General features: G+C 69.1%; 23 protein-coding genes. 8 read left to right on the top strand and 15 right to left on the bottom strand.

Annotated features, from left to right (window positions below; genetic code table 11):
• Window positions 1-38 precede the first annotated feature (38 nt).
• Window positions 39-371 carry a monovalent cation/H(+) antiporter subunit G gene (gene mnhG / locus TU34_RS04595; RefSeq protein WP_045821813.1) on the top strand — a complete coding sequence of 111 codons (333 nt, stop codon included), beginning with the start codon at window positions 39-41 and terminating at the stop codon, window positions 369-371.
• A gap of 214 nt (window positions 372-585) precedes the next feature.
• Complete coding sequence (locus TU34_RS04590) at window positions 586-1,866, top strand: PucR family transcriptional regulator (RefSeq protein WP_082079879.1); 1,281 nt, start codon at window positions 586-588, stop codon at window positions 1,864-1,866.
• 10 nt (window positions 1,867-1,876) lie between these two features.
• Here the strand turns inward: TU34_RS04590 and TU34_RS04585 are convergent, their stop codons facing one another.
• From TU34_RS04585 to TU34_RS04570, 4 genes are all read right to left on the bottom strand, one after another.
• Window positions 1,877-3,004, bottom strand: coding sequence for a glutamate--cysteine ligase (locus tag TU34_RS04585; protein WP_045821811.1), 1,128 nt, complete (start codon window positions 3,002-3,004; stop codon window positions 1,877-1,879).
• The gene (sodC, locus tag TU34_RS04580) at window positions 3,004-3,723 is read right to left on the bottom strand and encodes a superoxide dismutase[Cu-Zn] (protein ID WP_082079848.1); all 720 of its coding nucleotides are present in this window, start codon (window positions 3,721-3,723) and stop codon (window positions 3,004-3,006) included. Before sodC ends, TU34_RS04585 begins: the two co-directional genes overlap by 1 nt.
• Before the next feature lie 124 nt (window positions 3,724-3,847).
• Complete coding sequence (locus tag TU34_RS04575) at window positions 3,848-4,372, bottom strand: LytR C-terminal domain-containing protein (protein WP_045821672.1); 525 nt, start codon at window positions 4,370-4,372, stop codon at window positions 3,848-3,850.
• A 64-nt stretch (window positions 4,373-4,436) separates the two neighbouring features.
• Window positions 4,437-4,805, bottom strand: a complete 369-nt coding sequence (locus TU34_RS04570; RefSeq protein ID WP_045821671.1) for a DUF3263 domain-containing protein — start codon at window positions 4,803-4,805, stop codon at window positions 4,437-4,439.
• Window positions 4,806-4,967: 162 nt separating this feature from the next.
• Between TU34_RS04570 and TU34_RS04565 the strand changes: the two genes are divergently transcribed.
• Window positions 4,968-5,588 carry a peptide deformylase gene (locus TU34_RS04565; RefSeq protein WP_045821670.1) on the top strand — a complete coding sequence of 207 codons (621 nt, stop codon included), beginning with the start codon at window positions 4,968-4,970 and terminating at the stop codon, window positions 5,586-5,588.
• Window positions 5,589-5,598: 10 nt separating this feature from the next.
• Window positions 5,599-6,573 (top strand): GNAT family N-acetyltransferase, encoded by a 975-nt coding sequence (locus TU34_RS04560; protein WP_045821669.1) that lies wholly within the window; start codon window positions 5,599-5,601, stop codon window positions 6,571-6,573.
• A 71-nt stretch (window positions 6,574-6,644) separates the two neighbouring features.
• Here the strand turns inward: TU34_RS04560 and TU34_RS04555 are convergent, their stop codons facing one another.
• From TU34_RS04555 to TU34_RS04535, 5 genes are all read right to left on the bottom strand, one after another.
• Complete coding sequence (locus tag TU34_RS04555) at window positions 6,645-7,523, bottom strand: FAD:protein FMN transferase (protein WP_052688731.1); 879 nt, start codon at window positions 7,521-7,523, stop codon at window positions 6,645-6,647.
• A 123-nt stretch (window positions 7,524-7,646) separates the two neighbouring features.
• Complete coding sequence (gene eutC, locus TU34_RS04550; RefSeq protein WP_275041727.1) at window positions 7,647-8,372, bottom strand: ethanolamine ammonia-lyase subunit EutC; 726 nt, start codon at window positions 8,370-8,372, stop codon at window positions 7,647-7,649.
• On the bottom strand, window positions 8,369-9,793 hold the full coding sequence (locus TU34_RS04545) for an ethanolamine ammonia-lyase subunit EutB (RefSeq protein ID WP_045821668.1): 1,425 nt from the start codon (window positions 9,791-9,793) through the stop codon (window positions 8,369-8,371). Before TU34_RS04545 ends, eutC begins: the two co-directional genes overlap by 4 nt.
• A gap of 3 nt (window positions 9,794-9,796) precedes the next feature.
• Window positions 9,797-11,233, bottom strand: coding sequence for an ethanolamine permease (gene eat / locus TU34_RS04540; RefSeq protein ID WP_045821667.1), 1,437 nt, complete (start codon window positions 11,231-11,233; stop codon window positions 9,797-9,799).
• A gap of 212 nt (window positions 11,234-11,445) precedes the next feature.
• Window positions 11,446-11,793, bottom strand: coding sequence for a hypothetical protein (locus tag TU34_RS04535; protein ID WP_045821666.1), 348 nt, complete (start codon window positions 11,791-11,793; stop codon window positions 11,446-11,448).
• A 383-nt stretch (window positions 11,794-12,176) separates the two neighbouring features.
• On the opposite strand from TU34_RS04535, the gene TU34_RS23870 reads away from it, so the two are divergent.
• Window positions 12,177-12,545 carry a hypothetical protein gene (locus tag TU34_RS23870; RefSeq protein WP_045821665.1) on the top strand — a complete coding sequence of 123 codons (369 nt, stop codon included), beginning with the start codon at window positions 12,177-12,179 and terminating at the stop codon, window positions 12,543-12,545.
• A 6-nt stretch (window positions 12,546-12,551) separates the two neighbouring features.
• Here TU34_RS23870 and fmdA read toward each other — a convergent pair whose 3' ends face one another.
• Together fmdA and TU34_RS04520 are read right to left on the bottom strand one after the other, a co-directional pair.
• Complete coding sequence (gene fmdA, locus TU34_RS04525; protein WP_045821664.1) at window positions 12,552-13,805, bottom strand: formamidase; 1,254 nt, start codon at window positions 13,803-13,805, stop codon at window positions 12,552-12,554.
• A 34-nt stretch (window positions 13,806-13,839) separates the two neighbouring features.
• Window positions 13,840-14,133, bottom strand: a complete 294-nt coding sequence (locus tag TU34_RS04520) for a zinc ribbon domain-containing protein (protein ID WP_045821663.1) — start codon at window positions 14,131-14,133, stop codon at window positions 13,840-13,842.
• Between the two features lie 111 nt (window positions 14,134-14,244).
• On the opposite strand from TU34_RS04520, the gene TU34_RS22245 reads away from it, so the two are divergent.
• From TU34_RS22245 to TU34_RS04500, 3 genes are all read left to right on the top strand, one after another.
• Entirely contained in the window at window positions 14,245-14,913 is a 669-nt protein-coding gene (locus TU34_RS22245) for a hypothetical protein (RefSeq protein WP_052688729.1), read from the top strand.
• Window positions 14,914-15,054: 141 nt separating this feature from the next.
• Window positions 15,055-15,555, top strand: a complete 501-nt coding sequence (locus TU34_RS22240) for a CHAP domain-containing protein (RefSeq protein WP_052688728.1) — start codon at window positions 15,055-15,057, stop codon at window positions 15,553-15,555.
• Between the two features lie 46 nt (window positions 15,556-15,601).
• A complete protein-coding gene (locus TU34_RS04500; protein WP_045821662.1) occupies window positions 15,602-16,399 on the top strand; it encodes an exodeoxyribonuclease III in 798 nt (265 codons plus the stop codon).
• 18 nt (window positions 16,400-16,417) lie between these two features.
• On the opposite strand, the gene TU34_RS04495 is transcribed toward TU34_RS04500, so the two are convergent.
• The 4 genes from TU34_RS04495 to mbtM form a co-directional block, all read right to left on the bottom strand.
• Entirely contained in the window at window positions 16,418-17,383 is a 966-nt protein-coding gene (locus TU34_RS04495; protein ID WP_045821661.1) for an ABC transporter substrate-binding protein, read from the bottom strand.
• Window positions 17,384-17,447: 64 nt separating this feature from the next.
• Complete coding sequence (locus TU34_RS04490; protein WP_045821660.1) at window positions 17,448-18,251, bottom strand: MTB12 C-terminal domain-containing protein; 804 nt, start codon at window positions 18,249-18,251, stop codon at window positions 17,448-17,450.
• 92 nt (window positions 18,252-18,343) lie between these two features.
• Window positions 18,344-19,504, bottom strand: a complete 1,161-nt coding sequence (locus TU34_RS04485; RefSeq protein ID WP_045821804.1) for an acyl-CoA dehydrogenase family protein — start codon at window positions 19,502-19,504, stop codon at window positions 18,344-18,346.
• On the bottom strand, window positions 19,501-21,174 hold the full coding sequence (gene mbtM / locus TU34_RS04480) for a long-chain-fatty acid--ACP ligase MbtM (RefSeq protein ID WP_045821659.1): 1,674 nt from the start codon (window positions 21,172-21,174) through the stop codon (window positions 19,501-19,503). The genes TU34_RS04485 and mbtM overlap by 4 nt, the downstream gene beginning before the upstream one ends.
• Window positions 21,175-21,208: the final 34 nt, after the last annotated feature.

Genomic DNA, 21,208 nt, shown 5'->3' with positions numbered 1-21,208 from the left:
GGAGGTCCGAGGGCGATGACGAGTCCGGAGGTCCGACGGTGATCACGGATGTGGTGGTGGCGATCCTGGTGTTGACCGGGTCGGTGTTGGCGTTCACCGCGTCGATCGGTGTGCTCCGCTTCCCCGACACGATGACGCGTATGCACGCGACGACGAAGCCGCAGACGTTCGGGCTGTTGCTCATCCTGATCGCCGCGATGATCCGTCTCGCCGGGAGTGTCGACTTCGGGATGCTGGTGCTGTCGGGGTTGTTCGCCCTCATCACCGCACCGGTCGTCGCCCACCGGATCGGGCGACTCGCGTATCAGGAGCAGCGGGTGCGCGACGATCTGATGCGGCGTTCCGACGCGGACTCCGGCTCGTCGGACTGACCGGTTCGGCCGTACCGATCGGCATGGACATCGTCGGTGCTCAGACGGTACGCACCCCTCGGAATGCCCGATCTGCGTAGCAGATCGTGAGGATGTGTAACTTGTGTAGCTGCACACTTCCGGGGCCCCTCAACATGCGTTACTGTTCACCTCACGAAATGAATCGCACGTGGCTATGGGGGTGCGTGTGAAGGAGCGGGGAGTACCACTGATCATGTCGACACCGAGCACCGATCTGGACACCACGGCCGCGTCGGGGGATCGCGCGCCGGGTCCGACCATCACCGTGGCGGGCCTTCCCGCATCGCGGTCGCTGTCGGACATCAACAAATTGGCGACCCAACTGGTCGGGCACTTCGCCGACAACGTGGCGCCGTGCGGGACGCTCCCGGGCGAGCAGCTGCACGGTGACGTCACCGCCGTCACCCAGACCTGTCTGCGCATGGCCATCGAGATCCTCGACGAGCAGCGTCCGCCCGGCGAGGAGCAGCTCGCACAGCTCCGCGAGGCCGCCGCGCAGTGGGCCCGCGAGGGCGTGCCGCTCGACACGATCATCCACACCTACCACGAGGGCATCAAGATCGGTTTCGACCTGATCGCCGCGAAGGCCGGCGGCGACGACCTCGCCGACCTGGTCTCCGGTTTCCGCCTCGTGATGAAGCTGCTCGACACGTTCACCGTCACCGTCGCCACCGCGTACGTGGAGGAGCAGCGCCTCGTCGCCGGTCAGCACCAGTCGGCGACGCAGACGCTGATGTCGGCGCTGCTGTCGGGGCACACGGCGTCGTCGGTGGCGCGCCAGACCGGACTGCCGGTGGCGCAGAGCTACCAGGTGGTGTCGATGACCATCGCGCCCCATCCCGACGAGCTCGACCCGCGGGTGAACACCAAGATCGCCGCGCGCCGCAAGCTGCGTCGCGTCCAGTCGTCGCTGGCGACCACCTTCAACTCCCGGGCGCTGACGCTGCTGAGCAACAACGGTGGCACCGTGCTGATCCCCGCCGACACCGACATGCCGGTGCTGACCGGTGAGCTGCTCGAGGACCTCTCGGCCGTGGCCGAGGCGCCGATCATCGCGACGCACTCGATCGGCACCACCGACCGCATCCCCGAGCTCGCCTCGGAGAGCCATGAGCTCATGGATCTGGTGCGCGCCATCCGCCGCCCGCCGGGTCTCTACGAGATGCAGGACCTGCTCATCGAGTACCAGATCACCCGTCCCGGTCCGGCGCGCGATCATCTCGCCTCGACCCTCGAGCCGCTCGACAACCACCCCGAGCTCCTCGAGACGCTGCGGGTGCACCTCGACACCGGGCTCAACCGCAAGGGCACCGGGCGGCGGATGCACATCCACCCGAACACCGTCGATTATCGACTGCGCCGCATCACCCAGACCACCGGTATCGATCTGGCTCTCCCCGAGGGCATCTCGCGGGCACACATCGCGTTGCTCGCTCGCGACCTCGAGCAGCAGGCGACCCGACCGACCGTCTGACCGACTCGGCTCAGCGGCCGAGTTCGTTGACCACCGCGGTCACCACGTCGCGCATGTCACCGGTCTGCGCGAACACCGCGCGCTGGCGCTGATACGAGCCCCGGCCGTCGATGATCGACGAGACCGAAGCGAGTTCGGCGACGCAGTCGAGCCGTCGCGCGACGGGTTCGAGCCGGGTGAGGATGTCGGCGAGGTCGTCGGTCACGAGTCTCTCGTTGCAGTCGGCATCCTGGATGATGACCGCGTCGAGGCCGTATCGCGCTGCGCGCCACTTGTTCTCCTGCACCAGCCACGGCGCCATCTCCCGCGGCAGCGTACCGGCGGTGAGGCGGTCGTCGATGTCGACCACGAGGCAGTGGATGAGTGCCACGAGCGCCTCGAGTTCGGCGACCGTCGAGACGCCGTCGCACACCCGGACCTCGACGGTGCCGAGTCGGGGCGAGGGACGGATGTCCCACCGCACCTCGTTGATGTCGTCGATGATGCCGGTGGTCTTCTGGTCGGCGACGAACGCCTCGAAATCGGCCCACTCGGAGAATTGGAACGGCAGACCGGCCGTCGGCAACTGCTGGAACATCATGGCGCGGTTGCTCGCGTAGCCGGTGTCGGTGCCCGCCCACATCGGCGACGACGCCGACAGCGCCAACAGGTGTGGGTAGTACGCGAGCAGCGCGTTCACCACCGGGAGCACCTTGTCGCGGCGGTCGATGCCGACGTGCACGTGCACGCCCCAGATGAGCATCTGACGTCCCCACCACTGGGTGCGTTCGATCAGCTCGGCGTAGCGCGGTGACTCGGTGAGCTGCTGGGTCGACCACTCGCTGTAGGGATGGGTGCCGGCACCGAAGAGATCGACACCGATGTCGTCGGCGATGGCCCGCACCACGCCGAGGGTGTGGCGCAGATCGGCCATGGCCTCGCCGGTGGTGGTACAGACACCGGTCACCAGTTCCACGGTGTTGCGGAGCAACTCCTGGTGGATCCGGTTGTCCAGCGTCGAATCCGCGAGGTCGACGACCCGATCGAACAGTGCCGCAGCCGAATTGGAGAGCTCACCGGTGGTCTTGTCGACCAGGGCGAATTCCCACTCGACACCCAGCGTCGGTGCGGGCGAACCCCGGAACTCGATGGGGGCGATCACCCCTGTTCGATGACTCCGCAGGCGACGCGCGTGCCGGCGTCACCGGTCGAGAGCGTCTCCTGGTCGGGGGCGGGCGCGTAGCGCGTGGGGATGTTGGCGAAGTTGTCGGGGCCGGAGTGGATCATGATCGACTTGCCGACGATCTGGCTGAGGGTGAAGGCGCTGGTGGTGGTGACCGTCTCACCGGTGCCCGCGCCGGTGACGTTGATCGACACGAGGTCGCCGCTCGCGGGGTGACCGGTGCGGCCGTCGACCTGGAAGTGGCCGCCGGCGGACAGGAACGCACCCGGGGCGCCGCCGGTGGGCGCGACGGAGTTGTTCTCGCACTTGCCCACCGCGTGGATGTGCAGGCCGTGGAAGCCGGGGGTGATGCCGGAGGTGACCTTCACGTCGACACGGACCGCCGAGCCCTCGTTCGAGAAGGTGGCCTCGCCGACGCGCGCGCCTCCGGGGCTGATCAGCGACGCGGTGAGACCCGAGCCCGACGGCTCGGCGTTGCCCGACTCGGTCGGCGACGAGCCGGCCTCCCGCTCGTTGATGCCGAGGTTGTTCGGGGCCTGGTCACCGGTGACGACGGCGGGCGTGGTGCCCTGCTGCGAGCTGGGCTCCTCGCCCGGGCTGCACGCGGTGAGGACTGCTCCGGCGGCGACCGTGGAGGCGGCGAGCACGAGTGCGCGGCGCACACCGGCGTGGCGGAGGGTCGGCTGGAACATCATCGCGGAAGGTCTCCCTTGTTGTGATCGGGCGCGGGGCGGGCGCGTCGGTGGGAATCATATCCGGCGTGCACCGTGCGGGGTCCCGCCGCCCGCTCGTCGCCCGACGGCGATCACGGGCCCGGTGTCACCGGGTGATGACGACGACCGCGATCCCGCCGCGACACTGAGTGAAGGCCGAGGGGCGGGGATCTGCGGTCGCACCGTTGTCGAGGTCGGCGACGACCTTCTCGGCCTCGTCACGCAACGCCGGGGTGTAGAAGACGGTGTTCTCGGTGATGCTCGCCGACTGCAGGTTGCCGGGCGCGCTGGTGCGGTAGCCCTTGGCCTTGAGGGTGTCGGTGACCTCCACCGCCAGGCCCGACTGCGACCCCGCGTTGTAGACGCACACAAGGGGACTCGACGCCGAGGCCGAGGTGGACGAGCTCGTGCCGCTCGCCGGTGCGCCGGCCGCTGCCGAGGACGACACCGCCGCGGACGACGACGGGGTCTCCGACGCGCTCGACGCGGCGGCGCGCAGGTCGGCCTCGGGACTGCTGGTGGTGGTGACCGCGGAATGCCAGCCCAACCCGATGCAGACCACCGCGATCGAGAACAGCAGCATCGCCCCGGCGCGCAGCGGCAACCGCGTGTTGTCAGATTCGGGGGCCATCACGGCCGCCACTCTACGGTCGTCGGGTGCCTCATCGCGGTCCGGGACTCCTCGGATCGAGGAATCAGGTGATCTCGAAGCCGAGGCGTCGGGCGGCGCGCGCCTTCTGCCTGCTGGCACGCAGACGACGCAGCCGCTTCACCAGCATCGGGTCGACGGCCAGCGATTCGGGCCGGTCGACCAGGGCATTGAGGACCTGGTAGTACCGCGTGGCCGAGAGCCCGAAGAGCTCCTTGATGGCCTCCTCCTTGGCGCCGGCGTACTTCCACCACTGCCTCTCGAAGGCGAGGATGTCGTGTTCGCGGCGTGTGAGGCCGTCGGCCCCGACGACATTCGCGTCGGATCCGGTTGTGGGGGTGCCCGGGGTGTCAGACTGTTCGCCGGTACCGACCGGGCCCGACCCCTTCTGACTACGCGCAGTTGCGCCGTCCATCTCGCTCCCTCGAGGTCTTTCCTGCTTACACACCGCGTGACCTGCGAACAATGCCCGCATCGACGATCGGACCGGTCGAATTACATCGGTGTGGTTCGTTGAACATCTAACCACGAAAGTCATGGGGATTTCGGGTTCGGCGTGCCGAGTAATCTATGCCGCATGGCAATTCTTCCCATCTGCATCGTCGGTGAGCCGGTGCTCCACCGACCGACCGAGCCGGTGGAACTCGACGCCGACGGTCGGCCGCCCGCCGATGTCGTCGCGCTGCTCGACGACATGTACGAGACGATGGACGCCGCCCACGGTGTGGGACTGGCGGCCAATCAGGTCGGGGTGGGTCGGCGGTTCTTCGTGTTCGACTGCCCGGCCGGCGAGACACGGTCCACCGACCGCGAGCGCGGCGAGATCATCAACCCGGTGCTCGAGACCTCGGAGATCCCCGAGACGATGCCCGATCCGGACGACGACGACGAGGGCTGCCTGTCTGTGCCGGGTGAGCAGTTCCCCACCGGCCGCGCCGACTGGGCGCGGGTCACCGGGGTCGACCGCACGGGTGCCGAGGTCGTCGTGGAGGGCACCGGGTTCTTCGCGCGGATGCTGCAACACGAGACGGGGCATCTCGACGGGTTCCTGTACGTCGACGTCCTCGTGGGGCGCAACGCCCGCGCCGCGAAGAAGGCGATCAAGCGCAACGGATGGGGTGAGCCCGGACTCACGTGGACGCCGGGCGAGGGTCCGGATCCGTTCGGTCACGACGACGACGACCCCGACGACGAATGACCTCTGACGGATGAACCCGGGCGATCGCGTCGTCGTCCGTTTCCGCAAGGGCGAGGGCGCACCCGGCGACTGGCGGCGCGACCCGTCGGCGACGGCGAGTGACGTGACCGGCGTGCTCGTGGCCACGCCCGACGACGGCGCGTGGGCGGTCGATCGCGACGGCGAGATCGTCCTGGTCCCCGCCGATCTGGTGATGTCGGTGCGGGTGCTGTCGGATCGCCCCGTGCGCAACTCCGAGATTCGCGCGCTCGAGAGGGCCGCCGCCCGCGGGTGGCCCGGGCTCGAGTCGACGACGATCGGCGGGTGGTTCGTGCGCGCCGGCGGCGGGTTCAGTCGGCGCGCCAATTCGGCGGTGCCACTGGACCGGGGCGCGACCCTCGACGGCACTGTGACGGAAGCGTTGTCGGCGTTCTACGCCGACCGCGATCTCTCCGCGCGATGCGCTGTGGTGGAGAGGCTCATCCCGTCGGTCCACGTCGACCGGGATCGGTTCGAGATCGAGGCGATCGCGATGGTCCGCTCGGCCGAGACGATGAGCGTCCGGCGCGATGTCGAGATCACGATGACCGACACCCCGTCCGACGCGTGGATACACGCGTACCTGGGGAGTGCGGACCGGGTCGGGTCACCGGAGCTGGTGCGACGGGTGGTGACCGAGTCGATGGACGGCTCACTGGGGTTCGCGTCGGTGACCGATGCGGATGAGATCGTCGCGATCGGCCGCGGCGCGGTGACCACCGACGAGTCGTTCGACGCCGGATCGCGCGGCGCCGCCTGGAACGGCATCACCTGCCTGTGGACCGACCCGCGGCTACGCGGGAGCGGTGTCGGGACCGCCGTGATCGACCGACTGCTGACGTGGGGTCGCGAGTTCGGCGCCGAGCAGGCCTATCTCCAGGTCGAGACGACCAACACCGCGGCCATCCGTCTCTACCGCCGCCTCGGCTTCATCCGACACCACACCTACGGTTACCTCCCCCTCTGACCCCCGTCGATCAGGCGTACTGACGCCGATCGGGCAGCCGTTCGCATCGATCGGACGGATGGCGATCGGGGTCAGGCCGCGTGAGCGTGGAGTCGCGCTGCGAGCGAACCGAATTCGTCGACCGTGCCGTCGCGGTCGACCGACCACGCCGACATCTGTTCCTCCAGGATCCAGGCACGCGCCCGCGTCGGATCGGTGTGCATGAGCGTGGCGGCGGCCTGCGCGGTGCCGGCATGGTCGGCGACGACCGTCGCCGACGTGACGCCCGAGACGGGCCGCGGGTCGAAGGGGCCGCGTGGCAGTGCCGCGATGTCGGCCGCCGACACCGTGGCCATCGCATGTCCCTGCGGGAGTTCGAGTTCGCCGATCGCCGGTGCGCTCGCGACATGCCATCCGCCGAGCGGGGGATGTCCCGCGGACGCGGCCACGCCGCCCACGGCCACCATCACCCCGCAGCCGAGGCGTTCGGCGACCAGGTGTGCGGCCATGTCGGCCAGGAAAGCGTGCCCGGCCGTGAGCAATTCGATCCGGACGTCAGCCGGAACGGTCACGCAGCCGTCGCCCAGTCGTGGTCGGTGCCAGGCCGGGATGGGCGAGACGGTCCGCACGACGACGGGCAGCGGGCCGTCGGTCGTGAACCGCAGGTGCGGCAGGTGGCGGTAATCGGGGACGGAGCTGCGCCGAACCGCCTGTGTCGCACCGCCGGTGAGATCGGCGTGAAACAGGGCGTCGGTGAGGATCTGTTCGAACACCACGCTCACCATCACCGGGGTGCCCGCCGCCAGATCGACCGCGTGGATCTCGGCCGAGGCGCGGCGGCGGTTGACGGTGAGGTCGATGTTCTCGGCGTGACGCGCGACCTCCCGTCGAGCGGATCCGAGGGTGGCGGGTTCGGTCACCGACACGGTGATGTCGGTGTCGAGACCGGTGAGAGAAGTGGTGGCGATCATCGTCGACTCCTGTGTCGGTGGTGGTTGGCTGATGAGAACCATCGTGTGCGCCGACCCTGGGTGCTTCCTGTGAGCCACCCGACAGACGCCTATGGGATCGTCCGCGACACGCCCGCTCGCCGGTCAGGTGGTGAGGGTGCGGCTGGTGTCCTTCAGGTCGACACCGCTACGGCCCAGTGCACGGGCACCTTCCACCAACGCGGCCACCACACGCGCCGCACCGACATAGCTCTGGCCTCCGGGCGGGTGGATGTTGGAGATGCAGTTGCGTTCGGAATCGGCACGTCCGGGTCGCGGCAGGTGGGTGAGGTAGATCCCGACGCTGTCGGCGACCGACAACCCCGGCCGCTCCCCGATCACGACGATGAGCGTCCCGACCTTCTGGGCGGCGCCGATGTGGTCGCCGAGCGCGACACGCGCCTGGGTGGCGATCACCGGTGTGGCGATCGAATACGTGGGTGCGAGAACGTCCTTGATCGCGGTCACCACCCCGACGGCGTGTTCGGTGAGGGCGATCGGCGAGAGCCCGTCGGCGAGGACGATGCCGATGTCGGCGTCCGCGGTGGCCACCGAGAAGTCGTCGCCGGGCGTACGTCCGAAGTCGGGGCGACGGAGGTACTCACTGCGGTCGACCGCCCGACTGGCGACGACCTCGGGCGTGCCGAGTCCGATCGGTGCGATCGCCGCCACGAGACCCTCGACGTCGAGCGGATGGTGCACGGCATCGCGGGCCGCGGCGTGCGCGGCCGCGAACTCCAGCACCCGCGCCGTGGGCAGCGAATCGCCCGCCCGTCCGAGACCGATACGGGCGGCGGTGTTCTCGCGCAGCATGTCCCAGAGATCGCTCACGAGTGGGCCGCCGTGGCGTCGGTGAGGGCACGCAGCGGCGACGCCTCGGGGGCGAGGTCGAGGATGCGACCCCCCGCGTCGAGCATGCCGACCGAATCGAGCCAGGCCTCGAACTCGGGTGCCGGCCGCAACCCGAGGACGCGGCGTGCGTAGAGGGCGTCGTGGAACGACAGGCTCTGGTACCCGAGCATGACGTCGTCGGCTCCGGGGACGGTGATCACGAACGGCACACCGGCCGCGCCGAGAAGCGTGAGCAGGGTGTCCATGTCGTCTTGATCGGCCTCGGCGTGGTTGGTGTAGCAGACGTCGACACCCATCGGCAGTCCGAGGAGTTTGCCGCAGAAGTGGTCCTCGAGCCCCGCGCGGATGATCTGCTTGCCGTCGAAGAGGTACTCGGGCCCGATGAATCCGACCACGGTGTTGACGAGCAGCGGATCGAGTTCGCGCGCAACGGCATAGGCACGCACCTCGAGTGTCTGCTGATCGACCGGCCTGCCGCCCGTACCGATGTGCGCGCCCGCCGAGAGCGCCGAGCCCTGCCCGGTCTCGAGGTACATCACGTTGTCGCCGACGGTGCCGCGCCGCAACGACTTCCCCGCCTCGTTGCCCTCGCGCAGCACGGCGAGATCGACACCGAAACCCCGGTTGGCGCCCTCCGTGCCCGCGACCGACTGGAAGACCAGGTCGACGGGGGCACCGGCCTCGATCAGCCCGATCGTGGTGGTGACGTGCGACAGCACGCACGACTGGACGGGGATCGCGTACCGGACGCGAATGTCGTCGAGCAGGTGCAGCAGGTCAGAGGTGGCCTGCGGGGAATCGGTCGCGGGGTTGATGCCGATGACCGCGTCGCCGCAGCCGAGCAGCAGACCGTCGAGGGTGGCCGCGGCGATACCGAGCGGGTCGTCGGTCGGGTGGTTGGGCTGCAGCCGGGTCGTCAGCGTGCCCGGCAACCCGATGGTCGTGCGGAATGCCGTGGTCACGCGGCACGCTTTCGCGACGGCGATGAGGTCCTGGTTGCGCATCAGCTTGCTCACCGCGGCGACCATCTCCGGGGTGAGTCCCGGTCCGAGGGCCGCGAGCGTCCTCGCGGCGTCGGGTGCGCTCGCGACCGACAGCAGGTGGTCGCGCAGTTGGCCGACGGTCATCGACGCGATCGGGGCGAACGCCGCGGTGTCGTGGGTGTCGATGATGAGCCGCGTCACCTCGTCGGTCTCGTAGGGCATCACGAGATCCTCGAGGAAGGTGGTCAGCGCGACGTCGGCGAGCGCCCACTGCGCGGCGGCGCGTTCGAGGTCGGTCTGCGCCGCGCATCCGGCGAGCTCGTCCCCACTACGCCGCGGCGTGGCCTTGGCGAGCAGCTCGATGAGCGAGTCGAAGGTGAAGGTGGTGCCGCCGAGCGTCTGCCGATGGGTCGACACCCCTCACGCCACCTCGTCGTCGGCCAGCAGGGCGAACTCCTCGTCGGGGGATCCCGCCACCAAATGTCGTCGGCTGTAGAGACCGAAGTAGGCCATGAACGCGGCGAACGCCCCGAGTGTCCACAGCGCGGCGGTGGTGTCGACGAGGAAGGTGGCGATGACCGCCGCGATCGCGATGACCAGTGCGAACCCAGTGGTCACGATGCCGCCGGGGGTGCGGTACGGGCGCGGCATGTCGGGCTCGCGGACGCGCAACACGATGTGGCTGATCATCATCAACACATAGCTCAGCGCGGCGCCGAACACGGCCATGTTCAGCAACATCGCACCCTCACCGATGAAGGTGAGTCCGAACCCGATCACGCCCGGGATGATCAGCGCCCACACCGGCGCCTTGCGGTTGTTGGTCAGCGACAGCGACGTCGGGAGATACCCGGCGCGCGACAGCGCGAACGTCTGGCGCGAGTAGGCGTAGATGATCGAGAAGAAGCTGGCGACCAGTCCGGCCAGGCCGATGTAGTTGACGACCGTGGCGGCGGTACCGTCGCCGAGCGCCTCGACCAGCGGGTTGCCCGAGCCGGAGATCTCGTCGGCGCCCATCGCGCCGGTCGCGAGCACAAGCACCACCGCACCGGTGACCACCAGCATCAGCATCGCGACGATGATGCCGCGCGGGACGTTGCGCTCGGGGTTCTCGGCCTCCTCGGCGGCGAGCGGCACACCCTCGACGGCGAGGAAGAACCAGATCGCGAAGGGGATGGCCGACCAGATACCGAGGTAGCCGTTCGGCAGGAAGCTCGACGACCCGGCGGCGTCGGGGTCGGCGGCGATGTTGGTCAGATTCGACGCGTCGAACATGCCCGCGGCCGCCACGGCGAAGACGACGAGTCCGACCAGCGCGATGCCGGTGATGACGAACATGGCCTTGAGGGCCTCGCCCGCGCCCACGAGGTGCACCCCGATGAAGATCGCGTATGCGACGAGGTACACCCACCACCCGTCGGTGATGCCGAACAGGTTCAGCGATTCGACGTAGGCGCCGATGAACGTGGCGATGGCAGCCGGCGCGATCGCGTATTCGATGAGAATCGCGGTGCCGGTGGCAAATCCGCCCCAGGGGCCCATCGCGCGGCGCGCGAAGGTGTAGCCGCCGCCCGCGGCCGGCAGCGCCGAGGACATCTCGGCCATGCCTAGCACCATCGCGAGATACATCGCGGCGATGATGATCGCGGCGATGAGCAGCCCACCGAAACCGCCCTCACCGAGTCCGCCGTTCCATCCGGCGTAGTCGCCGGAGATGACGTAGCTGACGCCGAGACCGGCGAGCAGGACCCAGCCCGCGGTCCCTTTCTTCAGCTGTCGTTTCTCGAGGTAATCACTCTCGGCACCTGCACCTTTCGGCGCCGCGGACACCGGCGGGGCGGACTTGTCGATCGTCATGACCGGACGCTAGACCCGTTGTGAGAACTACGGGTGATATCGGCTTTTCGGGCATGTTTCGTTCACCGTTCTGAACTTTTCTCCCCCGCCTGGTTGCGCGTTCGCACGCTCGTGCACCGTTCGCACGCTGTCGGGTCGTTCGCACCCTGCCGGCGGCATGCGAACGGTGCCACAGCGCGCGAACAGCGCCACTGACGTGCGAACTCCGCGCGTCAGTGGCGAACGTACGGCGGGATGTCGGACTCGTGCAGCGAAATCTGGTCGACCGAGATGGCACCGGGCACATATCGGTGCCCATGTCGATGGGTGACCAGGCGGTCGGGGTCGAGGGGATGAATCCGCCAGACGTCGACGGGTCCTCCGGTGTTGTTCATGCGCACGAACCAGTCCCGCTCGAATGCACCGCATGCGACGAAGCACCCGTGCTCCTCCGGCTCACGGCTTCCCGCGATGCCTCGTGCCGCTCCCATCCGCGCCACGTCGAGGCCGTGCTCGGTAATCGAGGCGCGGTTCACCGACGACGACACGTGGAAGTACTCCGGGGTGGCGGGCGGATGCATGGTTGAACCCTAGAACCGGGCCCCGCGGCAGGTCACGTTCTTTTCGACGCACCTCCGGCGACGTCACATTCGCGCCCGGGCGGGTCGTCCACAGCCACCGCAGGCGATCCCTGCGTCGCCACCACGTCCCTCGAGACCGGGGGCGTCGACAAGCCTTGCATGTCTCCGCTCGGTCCTTCGTTGAGTGCGGCCCCGACGATGACGAGTACGACGCCGACCACCCAGAGCCAGCGCAAGTCCTTCGGCCGCCGGGGGCGCCACGTCAGTCCTCTCGCCATCACGTAATTCTCCCATCTGTGGCGTCTGGACACATGGCTCGAGGACCGACAATCCGACCGGAGGGCGCCCGGTTCGAGCGGTGACGCCGTCGTAGGCTCACAACGATGACCCTGCAGATGCCGTCGCCGGCCGAGGAGCAGCGCACGCGGCGCACCCGTGTCCTCGTCGCGGTCGCCGCGCTGCTCGCGATCCTTGTCGTCGTGCTGGCGATCGGGGTGTCGTGCCGAGGTGACGACCAGCCGGTGCCGGCGGTGACGTCGGGTGTCCCGTCTTCGCCGCCCACGACGCCCACGACGTCCGAGACGACGACGACCACCACCACGCAGACTCCCCCGACGACCGAACAGGCACCCGCCCCGGCAGGACCGAAAGAGCCGCCCGGTCAGCAGAAGAAGCAGGACGACACGAAACCCGGTCCCGGCGCGGGTGGCCCTGCCGGTGGACCCGGAGGACCGGACAAGAAGCCGGGCTGAGACCGGTCAGAAGGCCGAGTGCGGGGCTCCGATACCGGGATCGATCTGGAACGGACCGGACGCGCTCGGTGCGATCGGGAAATCGAAGATGGCCGTCGGGATGTAGACGGTTGCACAGGCATTCGGGATGTCGACGACTCCCGAGAGTCGACCCTCGATCGGCGCGGCGCCGAGCAGGAGGTAGGCCTGCTCCGGCGAGTAGCCGAACTTCGTGAGGTAGTCGATGGCGTGCAGACACGCCCGCTGGTACGCCAGATGGGAGTCGAGGTAGCGCTGTTCACCGTCGAGGGTGACCGACGTCCCGGAGAACGCGAGGAACTCCGAGTACTGCGGATCGGTGTTGCCGGGCATGAAGATCGCGTTCTCGCTGACGCCGTAGGTGCTCATGCCGTCACGGAGGATCTCCACGCGCAGGTCGATGAACCCGCCCATCTCGATCGCACCGCAGAAGGTGATCTCACCGTCGCCCTGCGAGAAATGGAGATCGCCCACCGACAGGTTCGCGCCGTCGACGAACACGGGGTAGAAGATCCGGCTGCCCTTGGTCAGGTTCTTGATGTCCTGGTTGCCGCCGTTCTCCCGCGGCGGGGCGGTCCGCGCGCCCTCGGCGGCGACGGTGTCGAACTCCTCGCCGGTGAGCGACCCGAGGATCGCGCTGTCCGGGAGGGGCGGTAACGCCAGCGGCGGGACGCGATCGGGATCGGTCGCGATGAGCGCGGCCTCACGCGTGTTCCACGTGCTCAGCAGGTCTCTCGAGGGCGCCGTACCCATCAGTCCGGGGTGCACGATGCCGGTGAACTCGACGTGCGGGACGTGCCGCGACGTCGTCTTCTGGCCGCTGAAATCCCAGATCGCCTTGTAGGCGTCGGGGAACTGCTCGGTGAGGAACCCGCCGCCGTTGAGGGTCGGGAAGATGCCGGTGTAGCCCCACCCCTGGCCCGCCAGCGGCCCGGAGTCCTCCTGGGGAATGGGCCCGATGTCGAGGATGTCGACGATGAGCAGATCGCCGGGTTTCGCGCCCTCCACCGCGATGGGTCCCGAGAGTACGTGGACACCGGCCAACGGGGCGTCGCGGATGTCGTCGGCGGAGTCGTCGTTGACGATGGCGCCGTCGAACCATTCGCGGCAGTGCACCCGGAACGAGTCGCCGGCCTTGACGGTCACCGCGGCGGGGATGTCGGGATGCCATCGGTTGTGCCCGACCTTCTCCTGTGCCGTGAACGGCTTGGTGGAATCCAACGGGAAGATCAACTCGGGCATGCGGTTTCCGATCTCGTGAAGGTTCTCGAGGAGGTCAGGGGCGGGGCAGGCGTCGATGACGCGGATCGGTCGACACCGGCCGCCGGCCGCGACCGGAGTTCGTCGCAGATATCGACGAGGTGACCCGCGGCGACTGCGCGGTCGCGGCGGTGGCGTCGTGCAATCGCATCGCCACCGAGCCCCGGTGGCTCACCGCGATCGAGTCGAATCGTCGACGGGCAACCGCACCACAGTCCGGACAGTCGATCCGATCGGGCACCGACGCCATCGAATACGCACGCTCGGTGTCGCCACATCCCTGGTCACAGCGGAATCCGTACAACGGCATCGCGGCTCCTTCCGTGGGGAACGTACGGGGAACGCTAGGGCGACCCGCGACACCTGTCCACCGGAACGACGCCCGGGGCCTCTCAGACACGTCCCCTATCCTTGGACGGCCATGACTGAGCCCTTCACACCCGGACCCCACGATCCCCAGCCTGACGAACCCGGATCCGACCCCGCCGCCGGACCCGATCCCTCGTCCCGCCGGACCACGATCCTGTTGGCGATCTCCGCCGTCGCCGCGGTCGCGATCGTGATCGCGGCGATCCTCATCGCGACCTCGGGCTCGAGCGACTCCCCGACCGCCGCGAGCGCATCGACGTCGTCGACACCGACGACCGAGACGGTCACCGTCACCCCCAGCACCACCGACGAGACCACCACGACCGAGGAGACCACCACCACCACCGAGGAGCCGTCGACCGAGGATTCCGCATCGTCGACCGCGTCGGAGACCGCAGGCAACGGCCGCGACGCCGCCGTGTACGACTGCGCGGGCAACCCGCAGGTGCGGCCCACCGAGATCACCTCCATCTACTGCGGCGACAACGCCGTCTCGCTGACCAACATGCAGTGGACCCGATGGGGTGCGCGCGAAGCGGTCGGCAGCGGCACCGAGGTGCGCAAGGTGTGCGAACCGAACTGTGCACAGGGTTCGGTGGTCGGTGAGCAGGTGACCGTCGTGCTCGGCGACGTCACCAAGAAGGCCTTCGGCACCGTCACCGTGACCGACGAGAACGGCACCTCGAAGACCTACCGACTCACCGGCAACGCCCCGAACTGATCGCCCGGGGCGGATCGCCCGGCGCATCCTGCGTCCGCGATTTCGTGGACACGACCGCGACCGTTCCGTTACATTTCGTCGCGGCACCTGCCACGTCAGACGTCCGGTTCGGGGTCGGCTGAACCGAAGGTCACGCCCTTGATGCTGCGTTCGCGCCTGTTCGGCGTCCTCCTCGCGCTGGTCGTCTCGGTCGCGCCCGCCGCTGTCGCCGCCGCCCCGGTGTCGGCGGCACCCGCCACCGTCGTCTCCGGTCGCGCTGTGGGACAGACGATCTCCTACAACACCGGTGCACCGGGCCAGTGCACCTGGGGCGCGATGGAGAAGTTCCGCGCCTACTCCGGTCGCTACGCCGCGCTCGCGGGCAACGCCGCCGACTGGTATCGCAACGCCCGGGCCACCGGCTGGTCGACATCGGCCGCCCCGCGCCCGTTCGCGATGGTCGTGTTCCCGCCGGGCGTGCAGGGGGCGAGCCGATACGGCCACGTCGGGTGGGTCGACGCGCTCCGCCGCATCGGTGGGTCTACGTGGCTGCACATGTACGACATGAACGGGCCGGGCGGACCGTTCACCACACGGTGGACGTGGATCCGACACGTGCCGGGCATGGGATACATCCTCGCGCCCCGGGCTGCGACCGGCTGAACCTCGCCGGGGTCTGCCCGACCGGCGACGCGTAGCGTTCGCAGGCGTGCGTATCGCGACGTGGAATGTGAACTCGATCCGGGCCCGCAGCGAACGGGTGGTCGACTGGATCGAACGTCACGACATCGACGTCCTGGCCATCCAGGAGACCAAGTGCACCGACGAACAGTTCCCGGCGATGGGTTTCGCGGCCGCGGGCTACGACCTCGCGACGCTCGGCCACAACCAGTGGAACGGCGTGGCCATCGCCTCACGCGTCGGCATCGATGACGTGGCCCGCGGTTTCGACGGCCAGCCCGCCTTCGGCAAGGCCGACGCCGAGAAGGTGATCGAGGCGCGTGCGATCGGCGCCACGTGCGGTGGGGTGCGGGTGTGGAGTCTGTATGTCCCCAACGGCCGGGACCTGACCGATCCGCACTACGAGTACAAACTGGCCTGGCTCGAGGCGCTGCGCACCGCCGGCGCCGCGTGGCTCGCCGACAACCCGCAGGCGCAGATCGCGTTGACCGGCGACTGGAACATCGCGCCCACCGACGACGATGTCTGGGACACCGCCTATTTCGCCGATAAGACCCACACCTCGCCGCGCGAACGCGCCGCGTTCGATGCGGTCGTCGACGCCGGGTTCGCCGATGTGGTCCGCCCGTTCACCCCGGGGCCCGGGGTGTTCACCTACTGGGACTACACCCAGCTGCGCTTCGCCCGTCGCGAGGGCATGCGCATCGACTTCGCGTTGTGTTCCCCGGCCCTGGCGGCCCGCGTCACCGGGGCCGAGATCGACCGCCAGGAACGAAAGGGCAAGGGCGCCAGCGACCACGCACCGGTGATCGTCGACCTGGACTGACGACGCGCGGAAGCGGCGTCAGGCCGCCGCCGCGGCGAGTGCCGGCTTCAGCTTGTCCAGGGCATACGGGATCGACAGCGCCGACGGGAGATTGAGCGCGGTGATGGCCGTGAGGTCGAGTTGGGCGACCGCGTTGCGCTTCACCGAGTCGAGCTGTCCGTAGCCCGGAAGGTCTTTCAGCGTCGCCGCGAGCTGTGGCGACGAGGCCGCGACCACCAGCAGGTCGGAGTTCAGCTCGGGGATGTTCTCGGTGCTGATCGGGAACCGCGGCATCTTCTGTTGTGCGGCGAGGGTCTGCAGTCGCTGCGGGATGGTCAGTCCGAGATCGGCGAACAGTGTCGCTGCACCGTCCTTGGGGTCGCCGAACACCTGGATCTGATCGGCCGAGTACAGGTAGGCGAAGGTGAAGGTCTTGCCCGCGAGACCGGGGTCGGCCTTCTTCAGCTCGGTCACCTGACCCTGCACACCGTCGATGATCTCGGTGGCCTTGTCCTTCTGCCGCAGGATGGTGCCGAGCAGGGTGATCTGGTCCTGCCACGGATCGATCTGCGCGCCGGTGATGCTGGGGATCGTGGGGGCGATCGCCTTGAGCTTGCCGATCTCCGCCGACTCGACCCCGAACCCGGGGAGGAGGATCAGGTCGGGATCGGCCGCCGCGATCTGCGACACGCGGTCACCGGAGAGGTTGATCTGCTTCGCCGACCCCAGCTTGTCCTTCACCCACGGCGACACCGATCCGCCCTGCATCTGCGCGGTGGTGCCGTAGGCGGCCGGGGTCACCCCGAACGCCGCGACGGCGTCGGTCCACTGGTCACCGATCGCGACGATCCGCTTCGGGATCGAGTCGATGGTGACCGACCCGGCCGAGGTGTTGATCGTGACCGGCGCGACCGAACCGGAGGCGTCGTCGTTCTCCGCCGGTGCGCTACAGGCCGACATCCCCAGCGTGAGTGCGCCGATCAGCGCGACTGTCAGGGCCGTCATGCGGCGTCGTGATGTCATCGTTCTCCTCGAGAGGTGGTGTGCGGCGGTCGCGGACACGCGACGGTCAGACCGTGCAGGGCAGCAGGGCGAGACCGGCGACGGCGCATGTGCTGGAGTTCGACAGCTTCCACTTGCCGTCGGTCCACACCCACGACAGCGCCTGGGTCTTCGACCCCTGGCCGACCAGCGTCATCTGCAGGGTGGCGTTCAGGGTGGTGCCGTTGACGGTGATCGGGTCGATGATCCGGTAGGTGAAGCCCGCTCCGCTCACGCGCAGGAGGTTGGCCACGCCGTCGACCGAGCCGAGACCCCGCGCGCCGGACTGCAATTCATCGGCACGCGTGGAGCGGGATGCCCCGGTGTTCATCAGGATGCGCACCTTGGTGTTGAGCTGGCCGGCGGTGAGTGCCTGGGGCGCAACCGGTGTGGCGGCCTGCTGGGGCGCGGTGGGCTGCGCGGCGATGGGCGCCGGGCCGGTGGTGGCGGTCGCGACCGGAGCGCTGCCTGCGCCCGCGCCACCGCCGCTCTCGGGGACCTGCTCGGCAGCCGGGGCGGCCGCTGCGGTCGCAGCGGCCGAGGTGGGGGCCGCCTGCGCGACGGGCTGCTGGGTCAAAGCGGACTGCGCGGCACCGAGATTGACGACAGTCGGCGTCTGCGCCGACGCGCTCGGCTCACCGTCGATGTCGCCCGAGATGACCAGTCCCACCACGCCGATGGTGACAATGACGGCCGAGACCACAGCGGCGACACCGGCAGATGCGAGCACGGTGGGCAGGTTCACCGAGGAGGTCCGCTTCGACGGCGTCACCGCGGTGTCGCGGGGGTCGGTCCCGTGGGAGTCAACCGAATAGGGGTCGCCCTGGGTCATGTCGTGTGGTCTCCTCGTGGCGTGGTGGACGCAGTCGTCCACGGTGTGGTCAGAATATAGGTGAGGCTAACCTCAATCACCAAACGGTGACGTCAGCTGATCGAGTCGGCGAAACGGCGGTAGCCGTCCACGTCGGGCCGCATGCCGGCGGCGACCAGCTCCCACAGAACCTCGTCGGCGCCGCCACCGACCCTGGCCAGCTTCATGTCCCGCCACCATCGGGCGAGCGGCGTCTCGTCGAGCAGATACCCCGAGCCGCCGAAGATGTGCATGCACTCCCCCATGACCTCTTCGCCCAGACGCGCGGCGGTCACCTTCAGCGCCGAGGCGGTGCGCACGTCGAGACGGCCCGCCGCCGCGACGCCGTGCAGTGACCACCGCAGCATCTCCACGCGCGCATGCAGATCCGCCACCCGCAGCCGCAGGGCCTGGTGCTCGAAGAGCGTGTTCCCGAACTGCGTCCGGTCCTGCATCCGGGCGACCGTGACACCCAGCACCATCTCGCACGCGGCGGCGACCTGCCCGGCGATCGAGAGTCGTTCGTGGGCCAGTCCCCAACTCACCATGGCCAGGCCCGTCCCCGGGCGACCGATGAGGTGGTCTGCGGGTACCCAGGTGTCGATCTCGACCGACGCGGTGTCGAGTGGTGCGGCACCGGCCTTGTCCCACGGCGCGTGCACCGTGACATCGCGGGTGGGCACCAGGACGAGTGCGACGTTGCCGTGGGCCGCCGAACCGTCGGCCGAGGTGTCCCGTGCGACCACCAGGATGTGATCGGCGATCGGCGACAACGACACGAACTTCTTGTGCCCACGGACTCCGAAGCCGCTGTCCTGCGGCGTGATCGAGGTCTGCGCGATCTGCAGGTCCGAGCCGCCCGACGATTCCGACGCGGCGAGACACAGCACCGCCTCGCCGGCGATGGCCGCCTCCGCGACCGCGCGCAGCGTCTCCGAACGGCCACCGAACCGACGCAGGATCGCGATGGCCGAGTCGTGCAGACTCACCCCGACCCCGATCCCGGCCGACCCCAGCCCGCCGAGCGCGAACGACAACGCCACGAGCTTGCCGATGTCGGGGGTAGTCGCGTCACCCCATTTCTCGGCGAACACCCCTGCAGCGCCCAGCTTCTCGATCAGCGGGCGCGGGAAGTGTGCAGTGGCCTCGGCCTCGTCGACGCAGCCGCGTACCTCGTCGTCGAAGACCCGGTCGAGCAGTTCCCGGTAGGTGTCGGTGGGCGCGACGACGGTCACGACCACGCCCCCGATTCGACGAGGTCGCGGGTCGCGAGGCGGCGGAGTTTGCCCGAGGTGGTCCGTGGTACCGATCCGGGTGCGACGAAGACCACGTCGCTGGGGACCACGCCACAGTCGGAGGCGACGGCCGACATCACCGCGGACCGCATCTGGCCCACTGCGTCTCCCGTGGTGCGGGTCTCGGCGACGATCACGAGACCGGGTCGACCCGACGCCCGCGACACGGCCACCACCCCTCCGCGCCTGACGCCCTCGACACCGGCGGCCGCGCGCTCGATCTCCACCGGGAACAGGTTGCGACCGGCGACGATGACGATCTCCTTCGTCCGACCGCAGATGACGAGGCGGCCGTCGACGAGGTATCCGAGGTCGCCGGTGGGGAACCAGGTGCCGGGTTCGATCAGCGGATGCCCGAGGTAACCGGCCATCATCGACGTGCCCCGGATCTCGACCGCCCCGACATCGCGTCCCTCGATCGTGGGAACCGCGACGTCGGCGGGCACGACGCGGATCTCCATGCCCTCCAGCGGTTCGCCGAGCAGCGGATACCGCCTCTCGATGGTCGTCCCGTCGTCACCGCGGACGGTCACCCGGTCGTAGCGAGCACCCTCCCCCGGCGCCGGAACCGTGACCGCGCAGACCGATTCGGCCATCCCGTACGCCGGTGTCGCGGCAGCCGGATCGAATCCGACCGCCGCCGCCCGATCGAGGAAGCGGTCGAAAGCGTCGGGGTCGATGGGTTCGCCGCCGCTGAGCGCGACCCGCAGGCGTGACAGATCGGCGCCCGCCAGAAGCGTCCCGTACCGACCGACGATGTCGTAGGCGAAGTTCGGCGCCGCAGTGACCGTGGCGCCGGAATCGGTGAGCCACTGCGGCCACCGGAACGGCGACGCGGCGAACGCCGAGTTCGGCGCGAGCCACAGCGGGATCCCGGTGGACATCCCCGCGACCAGGAACGTGAGCCCCATGTCGTGGTAGAGCGGCAACCAGCTCAGACCGATGTCGTCGGCGGCATCGAGGCGCAGGCGATCGACCAGGGCCGCGGTGTTCGTCGCGACCGCCTCGGCGGTGAGGACCGCCGTCTTCGGGTCACCGGTGGACCCGGCCGTGCCCTGCAGGATGGCCGCGGCGTCGCCGACGAGGCCGACCGGGCGAAGAGCGTCGGTGTCGATGCCGACACCGACGAGGTCGACGTGGTCGATGTGCAGCGCACAGTCGACCGCGGTCAACGCCTCGAGCTGTGCTCCGGACCCCAGCACGATGTCGACCCCGACGCCGGCGAAACGCGCCGCGGTCGCGACCGCCCACCGCGCGTCGTCGGCGCCACGCACCGGTCCGGGCAGGATCGAGACGGCCGACCCCGACAGCCATGCGGCGTGTACCGCGGCGACCAGGTCGGGACCGGGATCGCCGACGAGACCTATGGCCGCGCCCGTCGAACGACCGCCGCGGGTGGCGTCGATCCAGGACGCGATCTCGATCGCGCGCTCGCGAACCACGCGCCACGGACGCTGCACCCACCGCTCGGTGGCCGTGTCGAAGACCGACAACACGGCGTCGCTCGCACTGATCGACGCATCGATCACCTCAGCCCAGTTCGTGCGAGAGCTGTCGTTGTCGTACCAATCGCGTTGTGCCACTTCGTGCTCGGTCGGAGCGACTGACATCGGCCTACACCTCTCCACGTCCCCACCGTTTGTA

This window comes from Williamsia herbipolensis (genome assembly GCF_000964005.1).
Classification (GTDB): Bacteria; Actinomycetota; Actinomycetes; order Mycobacteriales; family Mycobacteriaceae; genus Williamsia_A; species Williamsia_A herbipolensis.
The sequence above is the reverse complement of the archived record's forward strand: the minus strand, read 5'-3'. Positions and strand labels throughout refer to the sequence as shown.